Consider the following 10,414-nt stretch of genomic DNA (forward strand, 5'->3'; position numbering starts at 1 on the left):
CAACAGAGAGGTAGCAGATAAAAGAAGAGAGCCGCAGCTCTCTTGTACTTTTTACTGGTTAGCCACCACGATCAGGCGGATAGCGTCCAGCTTAAGTTGTGCTTTTTCAATGTGCGTAGTTAGCGCTTCTCTTTGCTTATCAAAAACCTGAATTTCTTCATCGCGAATATTCGGGTTGATAGTTTTCAGTGCTTGTAGACGGCCCTGCTCATCACCTAATTGCTTTTGCATTTTGTCCAAAGCATTTGCTTGAATGCTTTCAAGCTGAGTTTGGGCAATATCGCTGGCTTGCGTAATAAGTGGGTGGATAGCGCTTTGCAGTGCATTAACTAGTTTACTACCTGTTTGTCTGCCAACAGCTGAAAGTTGTTGATTAAATGCATCAAACGCGACATTTTGCGCTAAGTCATTGCCTGCTTTGTCCATTAGCACACGAATAGGCGTTGGTGGTAAAAAACGGCCTAACTGCAGTGATTTAGGCGCGGAAGACTCTGCCACAAAGATTAACTCAACAAAGAAAGTACCCACAGGTAATTTATTGTTTTTAAGCAGTGCGACAGAGGCACAACCAAAGTCATCGTTGCAGATCATATCCATCACGCCGCTAACCATTGGGTGATCCCAGCTAATGAAATGAGCATCTTCCTGAGACAACGCGGTATTGCGGTCAAAGGTTACCGTTATCCCATCTTCTTTTAGGCACGGGAAAGAAGGATTGAGCATATGCTCAGTCGGCTTCAAAATAATGGTATTTTCGCCTTTGTCCTCTTGATTAACACCAAATGTATCGAATACGTTGATCATAAATCCAGGCAAAATAACGTCGTTATCGATAGCTTCAAGGTCCGCTACGATATTGTCTGTTTTACCTTGACCGCTAGAGTGCAGCTCTAGCAGACGATCTCGACCTTGCTCCATTTTTGTGCGTAGTTGTGCGTTTTCTTTCGCCGCTTGCGCTAATAAAGGGTCTAGCTCATCTTCGTCGCAGTTGTGCTCTGCAATCAGTGCTAATAACTCGTCAGAGAACGACTTATACAGCATTTGTCCTGTGGTGCTGGTGGTTTCGAATGCGTCCAAGCCTTCGTGATACCAACGAAGTAGCACTTCTTGCGCTGTATTTTCAAAGTAAGGAACATGAATATTGATGTCATGCTTTTGACCAATGCGGTCAAGACGACCAATACGCTGCTCTAACAGATCTGGGTTAAGCGGTAAATCAAACAATACCAAATGATGCGAAAACTGGAAGTTACGACCTTCAGAGCCAATTTCTGAGCAAAGTAGAACTTGAGCGCTATCATATTCATCGGCAAAGAAGGCAGCCGCACGGTCGCGCTCAATGATAGACATGCCTTCGTGGAACACTGCAGCTTTAATTGCCTCGCGTTCACGTAACACTTGTTCAAGGCTAATTGCAGTTTCTGCTTTGGCGCAAATAAGCAGGACTTTTTCGTGCTTTAATTCTTTAAGTTTGGCAATCAGCCATTCCACGCGTGGGTCAAACTGAGCCCAGCCGCTTCCTTCGCCTTCAAACTCTTGGAAGATTTTTTCAGGGAATAGAGCACGCATAGCACTGAACTCAGGACTTTGGATACCGCTAATATTTCCCATTACCGACATCGCGGTTTTGTACTGCTTAGGAAGTGGAACCGGATATTGATGCAATAAACGGCTTGGGTAGCCGTCAATACCGCTACGGCTATTTCTAAATAAAATACGGCCTGTACCATGACGGTCTAGTAGCATAGACAGAATTTCTGTTTTAGCATCGCCGTCACCATTTTGTGCTTTGCTCAGTAATGCAGAAATATCTGTCTCTTTGAGTAGTTCACACAGTGTTTGCTGCTCTTTTTCGTCCAGCTTTTTGTCTTGTAGTAGGTTGTTTGCGGCTTCTGCGACTTCTTTATAGTGACTTTCCTCTTCTACAAATGCGTCGTAATCATAGAATCGGTCTGGGTCTAATAGTTGCAGACGAGCAAAGTGACTACGATGCCCGAGTTGGTCAGGTGTTGCAGTCAGCAAGATAAGTCCAGGAATGTCTTGAGAAAGTTCAGCAATACGTTGGTATTCTGTACTTGGTTTTTCCTTAGTTACTGTTAGATGATGCGCTTCATCAACAATCAATAGATCCCAATCTGCCAAAGTTGCTTGCTCAAACCAACGGCGTTTTTTGGTGATAAATTCTAGACTTACCAATACCAATTGCTCGGTTTCGAATACATTAGGTGCATCAGCATAAGCTTCGCTACAACGCTCTTCGTCAAAAATCGAAAAGTGCAGGTTAAAGCGGCGTAGCATCTCTACAAGCCATTGGTGCTGCAGGTTTTCTGGAACCACTATGAGTACACGATTCGCACGGCCAGACAAGATTTGCTGGTGCAAGATCATGCCCGCTTCAATGGTTTTACCTAATCCCACTTCATCGGATAGGAGTACGCGAGGAGCAAAACGCTTACCGACCTCATCGGCAATGTAAAGCTGGTGAGGAATAAGACTGGCACGCTGACCAATCAAGCCCTTTAAGTGAGACTGTTCTTTATCAAACTGGTGCTGCCAAGTTTGATAACGCAGTGTGTAGCGGTCAAAACGATCGATCTGGCCTGCAAATAGACGGTCTTGCGGTTTATTAAACTTGAGAAAGTGATCAAGAAAGGTCTCTTTAAATGAAGTTTCTTCTTCATTATCAACTCGAGTACCATGATAGCAAAATAGTCCATTTTGCTCTTCCACGCTGTCAACACGTAGTTCCCATTCTTCAACATGGCGGATCACATCGCCTGGGTTGAATACGACTCGAGTTACAGGTGCTTCCTGTACTGAGTAAACACGGTTTTCTCCGCTAGCGGGAAATAAAATAGTCACCTGACGCCCCTCAAGTGCCACTATTGTACCCAATCCTAAATCTGATTCCGTATCGCTGATCCAGCGCTGACCTAAGGAAAAATTCATGGTTATCTCGTCTATGCAGAAAAAAGGCGGCTATGTTACCTATTCGCGCTCGTTTGTTCAATACGAAACCGCGATGCAGGGCTTTATTTATCAAGCACTGACGCTGTTCTACGGTTCGGTAAGCCTATTGCCATCTAGTTGTTTTTTATGAATATGCAAGTTGTATTTTCTTTTGTCATAAAAGCGACTTTTGTGACAAATAGACTAAACTTGAACTATACCCAAAGCACAAATTGTCACTTCGCTGTGTATTGGGTATAGCATAATAATCTGTAAACAACAGGAATGCGCTATGGTAAAACAAGATAAAGACCATAAAGTGTACGTGCTCGACACCAACGTACTTCTCCATGAACCACTCGCTTACCTTTCCTTCCAAGAACATGATGTTGTCGTTCCCATGACTGTCCTTGAAGAACTTGACCACATCAAAGATCGAAAGAGTGACGTGAGTCGAGACGCGAGAATTGCAATCCGTGGTTTAGATGATGTACTCCGCGATGCAACGCCAGAGCAAATGCTAGAGGGGGTAGCGCTACCAACACTAAAGATCGAAAGTCATAGAACACCCAGTTCCGGTAAGCTGATCATTGTCAATGACCACTTATTCCCAGATTCTATTTCAGGACTACCTGGCAATGAAAATGACCATCGTATTATCAATTGTGCGGTGCATCTGCAAACGCAATACAGTGATAAAAAGGTGGTTCTGGTTACTAAAGACATTAACATGCGGCTCAAAGCCAAAGGGGCAGGGCTCAAATATGTAGAAGATTACCGCACTGATCAGCTGATTGATGATATCGCCTTATTAACCAGTGGTTTTAAAAAGGTTGAAGGTGACTTCTGGCAAAATGTTGGAGAGTGTCAAACCCAACAAGAGGGGCGCTATACTGTTCATGATGTGCCAAAGTCACTCGTCCCTGATGTTTTTTGTAATGAATATCTCATTGATGATACCAACCACTTTGCAGCGCGAGTGGTAGGCTATGACTCAGAGCATATACGGTTAAAAGACTTGGGTGTGGAACGTTTGATGCACCGTCAGGCATGGGGAGTTAAACCGAAAAACATTAATCAAGGCATGGCGCTGGATGCATTACTTGATACCGACATTGAGCTGGTGATCCTTACCGGCCCGGCAGGTTGCGGGAAAACCCTATTAGCGCTTGCAAGTGCCCTTGAAATGATCATTGAAAAAGGCATATATGATAAGGTGATTGTAACTAGAAATACCCCGGAAATAGCTGAAAGTATAGGATTTTTACCTGGCACGGAAGAAGAGAAAATGGCCCCTTGGCTTGCCGCCATTACAGATACCTTAGAAGTGCTCCATAAACATGACGAAAGCCCTGTCACAAGCCGAAATTACATTATGGAGAAGGCAAATATTCAGTTTAAGTCAGTGAACTTTATGCGTGGTCGTAGCATTCAAAATGCCGTGGTCATTTTGGACGAAAGTCAAAACTTAACGGCTTCTCAATTAAAAACCATCATTACTCGTTGCGGCGAGGGAACTAAACTTATTTGCACAGGAAACCTGGCGCAGATAGATAGCAATTACTTAACCCCTGTAACTTCGGGGTTGACCTATATCGTCGAGCGCTTCAAAGATTTTGAGGGAAGCGCAACCATCAACTTAAACGGTGTGGTACGAAGCCGCTTGGCAAGTTTTGCTGAAGAAAATTTATAACTTGCCTTGAGCCGACTGGCTCGTTACTCTTTTGCCTACACAGTGTGCAAATGGGAATGAGCCAGTAGATGGATGCGACAAAAGAATTCTTACCACTAAAAAGTTACCGAAAGGGCATTTTAGTTGCGGTGATCATCCCCATCCTACTGGTTCTTATTTTAGCCTACCACTTATACCAAATTAAACTTGAACGTCAGTACGAAGTTCGCCAAGGTCAGTATAAATACGTTTCGCAACAGCTAAAGCAAGAGTTTTATGCCGCGCACGTTGTACTAGATAGTATCGCTGTTAATTTGGCGCAGCCTATTTCATTCCAAAAGCCGCCTGAATGGTTGGAAGACATCGAACAGCATCCTGAGCATTATTACCATGCGCTACCGAATAATGGGGGCGAAATTGTCGGTCGTGGTCAAGTTAATGAAGCTCTGTTTGCAACCAAGCGCTGGCAAACCGTGTTATCACTCAATACCGCTTTTGATGCCGCACTTGCACTCCAAGGCGGATTATATGCAGTGGCTTATATAGAGGATGATGGTTTTGCTTTTATCAAACGTAGAGATGCTTCGAGTAGTCATTTCATCTCACAGATTGTGCAAGGGCAGTTTGAGCCAGACTTCAGCCTTGGTAATATTGTTGTTGGTCCACCAGTGGAGTTTTTTGATAAGCGTATGTTTGCGCTGGGTAAGAAGTTATCGACGCTAGACAATACACACATTTTGATGATCTATGATAGCAACATTATTGACCGCTGGCTGCAAAACATTGGTTCGCTAGACGGCACCATGGAATTTAAAAACCAAAGCGATGAAATTATCGCCGGTGAGCGTTATGACTATGATAGTGCTGGTGTTGCTAATTCTGCAGCCCCTTGGCAATATGGCCTACACTTTATAGCTGAACCCGCCAAAGAGCCGATCAGCTTAAATTATCATGAAAGCTATGAGCAATTTGCTGCACCACTGCAGCGAGAGGTACTTCTTGAAGTCGCCTTGTTGCTGTTTTTTATCCTTTTCACTTTTACTACCATTGTGTGGTTGAGCGGTCAGATATTCGTTAAGCCGTTAAAGCATTTTGTAAACTATCTTTCATTACAAGAGCATACGCCGCAAGCAACGCTAGACTATCCCATACCGGCTGAGTGGCAGCCTTGGTTTATACAAATCAAACAAGTTGTAGAGCAAAAGTCGCGTTTAATGCATGCACTGAAACAGCATAACCGCGAATTAGACGATGAAATTAAGCGTAAACAACAAGCGCTAAAACAGAGTTTTGAGGCAAAAGAAAGGCAAGCTGCCCTTCTGAATGCGGTGTTAGATTCGGTGCCTGACATCATTTATTTTAAAAATATAGATGGCTCTTTTATTGGTTGCAACCGCGCTTTTGAGACATTTTTAGGCGTTGATAAGTCTGAGCTGGTGGCAAAAACACAGCCAGAAGTGACATCTGGGTTGACGATATTGCTCGAGCAAGAAGCGCAAATGGAAAGTTTGCAAGAGCAGGTAGCGACTAACTTTGTGCTTGGGGCACAGACCTATTTTTTGACTATTACACCGCTAAAATCCGAAACAGGAAAGCTGATTGGCTGTTTAGGGGTTGCCCGTGATATTACCGCCGCACAAGAAGCTTATAATGCCTTAAGAGATTCAGAGGAAAATTTCAGAGCCGCCACAGAGTTTGCGCCTAATGGCGTTATCTTAGCTGCGATTGGTGGTAAAATCTTAGAGATGAATAAAGCGGCTAAGCGTTATCTATCACTCGATAAAAATACTGGTGAAAAGCAATTAGCACGGCTGTTCGATGAACAAAACTGGCAAGAATTAGAGCAAGTGCTTGCAGGGCTGCTGCAACAGCAAAAGAAAGTAGTAGAACACACGATTTCACAATCTGGTAAACACCGCTGGTTACAGCTCAGTATTTCTTTGGTATGGGATAAAGACAAACGACCAAAATACTATGTGATCCATATTCAAAATATCACTGGTCTGTTATTGGCTAAGCAAGACGCTGAGCGGGCAACTCTCGCTAAAAGCCGATTTATTGCCAATATTAGCCATGAGATCAGAACTCCTATCAATGCTATTTTAGGCCTAGCTGATATGATAAAGAGTGAGACACTCACTCGATTGCAAAGCAAAAAGCTTCAGCAACTTTCTGGTGCCGCGAATGAATTACTGACCATGTTGAACAGTATTTTGGAGTTTGCCAAGGTAGAAAGCCATCAAGGGACCATTCAATACGAGACCTTTCAAACTTGCCATGTGTTTACCACAATAGACTCCCTTATTCGACCTCTGTGCCTACAGAAGGAGCTCGAGTTTGAATTATCTATCGATCCTCAGGTATGGCCGTATTTATATAGCGACGAAGACAAAATCAAGCAAATACTGGTTAACTTGCTTGGAAACGCGGTGAAATACACTAATCAAGGTAAAGTCGGGTTGAAGGTTAGTGTCAAAGCCGATAGAGCAGCAAAGCAAACGCTAAAATTTGCAGTATGGGATACCGGAGTTGGGATTAAGCCACAAGAAGTTGAACACCTTTTTGACGCCTTTACGCAAGGGGATGAGAGCTTCACGCGTCGACATGAAGGTATTGGTTTAGGTTTAGCGATAGTAAAGCAAGAAGTTGCCTTACTGGGTGGGGATATTGCGGTGGACTCTACGCCTAATCAAGGGAGCTGTTTTTTCTTTGAGCTTATGCTTGATAAAGGTGCCTGTCCCGTTGTTGACAGTCATAAAGAGGTGTATTGCTTAGCTTGTGACGAACATAGTTTGCCTAATTACTTCGTAGGCCTCGTAGAGCCGTTATCTATTGAGCAACTTCAACACAGTAATACGCAATTAGATAAGTCCATCGTCGTGATCCCACCTGAAGCAGCGGTAAATGGGCGGTTTTCTTTACCAAGTAAAGACGCATTGCTGTTGCACTGTGAGGGCGAGTTTCCAGAGCAAAGTAATCACATTGCGCTGAATCAAAGTGTGTTTTATCAATCTGCTTATACTTGGCTTGCTGAGTTTGCTCATATGACACAAACGGTTGATAGCGTTTGTATGCAAGTAGCAGGAGCGCTTTGCTTGGTGGTGGATGATAATAGCTTGAATTTGGATATTACCGAAAACATGCTCAAGCAAAATGGTATTTCTACGGTCGGGCTACAAAGTGCTGAAGAGATCCAAAAAATCTGCTCACAGCTACAACCGGATATTATTTTAATGGATATTCATATGCCGATAATTGATGGCTATCAAGCTACTGCTCAAATAAGAGAAATGTGGTCAGAAGCACAGCTACCTATTATCGCCCTGACTGCAAATGCGAGTAAAGAAGAACGGGCGAAAGCGGCTGCCGTTGGCATGAATGATTATTTGGTAAAACCTATTAATAGCGCTCAGGCATGTAAGGCGCTCGCGGAAAATATCTGCAAGTCGGATAGCATAGAAGATGCATTTTTCGATTATGAGTTTGCTTTATCACAAATGATGCAAAATGAAACGTTTTTGCAAACAATGTTAGATAAATTTGCTAAGCTTTGCCATGATTACCTAGAACAGGTCTCTCGTATTGAGCAAGGCTCGGAACTATTTGAGCTAGCACATGGTATTAAGGGTGCTGCTGCCGGACTGGGTTTTAAGCGGCTTGCAAAAGCTGCAAAGGATCTTGAAACGCAAAGCAAAACAATCACAACAATCACTAATCGCACGGACTTAAGTAGGCTAGAAAATACACTGTTACAAGTCGTGTCTTTTATTGAGCTAAGAAAGGTAGCGTCATAGGATGCAGCAAGCTGAGCACATTTTTATTATTGATGATGATCCAATAAACAAAATGGTCTTGATCAATACCTTAAGTGACGAGCACAGATTATCACATTGCGTAAATACAGAGCGCAGCATCGATGAAATTAAAGCAGGTAGTGTCGACCTAATTATTATTGATGTTCTGATGGCTGAGGGCAGCGGTTTTTATGTATTAGAGCAGTTAAAAAAGGATGAAAATACCTATGGCATCCCAGTCGTAGTGATCTCGGGTAGTGTGAGCTTTAAAGATGAAGCCAGAGGATTGGAACTTGGCGCAGTGGATTACATCACTAAGCCATTTAACCCCCTGATATTAAAAGCGAGGATAAAAAACCACCTCGCAATTAAGAAGAAAAATGACCTACTCGAAAAGCTAGTATCCCTCGATGGCCTGACGGAATTGCCCAATCGCAGGCGATTAGATGAAGTCATGAAATCTTCACTGCACTCGGCAACCGTGGAGCAGCAGGCGTTTACTCTAATGTTAGTCGAGGTCGATTACTTCAAAACTTTCAACGAGCATTATGGTTACATGCATGGAGATAACTGCTTGTTTAAGGTTGCTAAAGCGTTGGAACAAGCCGCTGCACGTTACTCGTTATTTATTGGGCGCTTTGATGGCACTCGCTTTGCTCTGGTGCTTACTCAATACAATATCGACATGGTAAAAGAAATCGCACAAACCTTGCACGATGAGGTCAATACCTTAAAAATCCCCCATATCGCCTCACCTATTTGTGCGCATGTTAGCGTAAGTGTGGGCGCTGTTCATGTTTACATTGACACCCACTGTGTTCATGATGTTTATGTTCAAGCAGACACCCAACATAAAAGCGAAGTGGGTGAACTGATAAAAATGGCAGATAACGCCTTAGCTTTGGCACAAAAGCAGCAGAGTACTATATATATTAAAGAAATATGAAGGTGAATTTACATTGACATACACAACGGTGAATTTACATCCACATCCACATCCACATCCACATCCACATCCACAACAACAGAGTGAATTTACATTGACACCCACAACAACACCCACAACAACAGTGACTTGAATGTACTGATAAAATAGCGGGTAACTAACGTCTTGTTGGGTTGTTATGTGTGTTATAAGGACAGCCAACTCAGTCATTTGATGCTAAATAGTATTAATCCCTTTTTTACCATTGAAAGTGTCAAAATAAAGCGTTTTGGTATGTACGAGCACTTTAAACTGCAAGGATAAAAGTGTCCAAAAGAATGCTATTCCTCTGTTATTAGGGGTTTTACACTAAAGTATGCCTTTGCGACGGTCGCAGTGCTGTGGTTTCTATAAATCTGAATACTATTTTGGGTAGTATCATAAACCTAGCAAACGTTCGCAGTTGGTTAGGTTGGTACGTCGGCGCTTTTTAAGTGTTTTACAATGAACGGTGATAGCGCGTTTCTTACCCACCGCGCCGTGAAATACCCGTGAAAACTGCGTGGTAAGTTTGAACCAGTTCTCTGGCTCTATATTTAATCGAGTAAGAATGGGTTGCATGTCGTCAATATACCCAGGCTTGTCAGCACGAATACATCGGCCTGTGAGCTCAACAAGTTCAATATAATAGCTGAGTTCAAAGGGGAGTCCTTTTGGCATATCTTTTTGTGGGCTGCCAGCAAAGCATAGTAGAGACTTGGGTTGCTGCCCGAGTTTGGCATAGTCGATCCGCTTTTTGATGCTGGTGTAGTCTGAAGTTGCTGGTGTTGTAGCGACTTTGGCTCGAATGGGGTTTAGGTCTACATAGGTAAGGCAGGCGGCCAGAGCTGCTTCATCAAGGAGTGCTTGAGATTTGAATCGACCTTCCCAAAAGCGACCTGTACAGCCATCTTCTTTATTTGCTCTACGGGCGATATCCTCATTGAGAACCCGCATAAACCAGCTAATATCAGCCAATCTTTCACGGTACTTGGCAACTTGCTCGGCTAAAATCACATGCTCTGACTCGATCAG

At 43.3% G+C, this 10,414-nt stretch carries 5 protein-coding genes and 1 pseudogene; 4 read left to right on the top strand and 2 right to left on the bottom strand.

Annotation, left to right across the window (positions count from 1 at the left end; all coding sequences use genetic code 11):
• Positions 1 to 51: 51 nt before the first annotated feature.
• Complete coding sequence (gene rapA, locus CEX98_RS09120) at positions 52 to 2,949, bottom strand: RNA polymerase-associated protein RapA (RefSeq protein ID WP_099641760.1); 2,898 nt, start codon at positions 2,947 to 2,949, stop codon at positions 52 to 54.
• Between rapA and CEX98_RS09125 the strand changes: the two genes are divergently transcribed.
• The 4 genes from CEX98_RS09125 to CEX98_RS09140 all read left to right on the top strand — a co-directional run bounded on the left by CEX98_RS09125 (position 2,948) and on the right by CEX98_RS09140 (position 9,361).
• A complete protein-coding gene (locus CEX98_RS09125) occupies positions 2,948 to 3,100 on the top strand; it encodes a hypothetical protein (RefSeq protein WP_242441669.1) in 153 nt (50 codons plus the stop codon). The genes rapA and CEX98_RS09125 overlap by 2 nt on opposite strands.
• Before the next feature lie 141 nt (positions 3,101 to 3,241).
• Entirely contained in the window at positions 3,242 to 4,642 is a 1,401-nt protein-coding gene (locus CEX98_RS09130; protein ID WP_099641761.1) for a PhoH family protein, read from the top strand.
• A 68-nt stretch (positions 4,643 to 4,710) separates the two neighbouring features.
• On the top strand, positions 4,711 to 8,415 hold the full coding sequence (locus CEX98_RS09135) for a hybrid sensor histidine kinase/response regulator (RefSeq protein ID WP_099641762.1): 3,705 nt from the start codon (positions 4,711 to 4,713) through the stop codon (positions 8,413 to 8,415).
• Between the two features lies 1 nt (position 8,416).
• Positions 8,417 to 9,361: a diguanylate cyclase domain-containing protein gene (locus CEX98_RS09140; protein ID WP_099641763.1), complete on the top strand. Its 945-nt coding sequence runs from the start codon at positions 8,417 to 8,419 to the stop codon at positions 9,359 to 9,361.
• Positions 9,362 to 9,778: 417 nt separating this feature from the next.
• Here the strand turns inward: CEX98_RS09140 and CEX98_RS09145 are convergent.
• A pseudogene (locus CEX98_RS09145) lies at positions 9,779 to 10,414 on the bottom strand (transposase); the annotation flags it as partial.

Origin of the sequence: Pseudoalteromonas piscicida (genome assembly GCF_002744175.1) — a bacterium.
GTDB lineage: Bacteria > Pseudomonadota > Gammaproteobacteria > Enterobacterales > Alteromonadaceae > Pseudoalteromonas > Pseudoalteromonas piscicida_B.

Excerpts from the sequence above, each read along its gene's own strand:
- CEX98_RS09125 (WP_242441669.1), top strand. The coding sequence starts at position 2,948 with ATGGTTATCTCGTCTATGCAGAAAAAAGGCGGCTATGTTACCTATTCG.
- CEX98_RS09130 (WP_099641761.1), top strand. The coding sequence starts at position 3,242 with ATGGTAAAACAAGATAAAGACCATAAAGTGTACGTGCTCGACACCAAC.
- rapA (WP_099641760.1), bottom strand. The coding sequence starts at position 2,949 with ATGAATTTTTCCTTAGGTCAGCGCTGGATCAGCGATACGGAATCAGAT.
- CEX98_RS09135 (WP_099641762.1), top strand. The coding sequence starts at position 4,711 with ATGGATGCGACAAAAGAATTCTTACCACTAAAAAGTTACCGAAAGGGC.
- CEX98_RS09140 (WP_099641763.1), top strand. The coding sequence starts at position 8,417 with ATGCAGCAAGCTGAGCACATTTTTATTATTGATGATGATCCAATAAAC.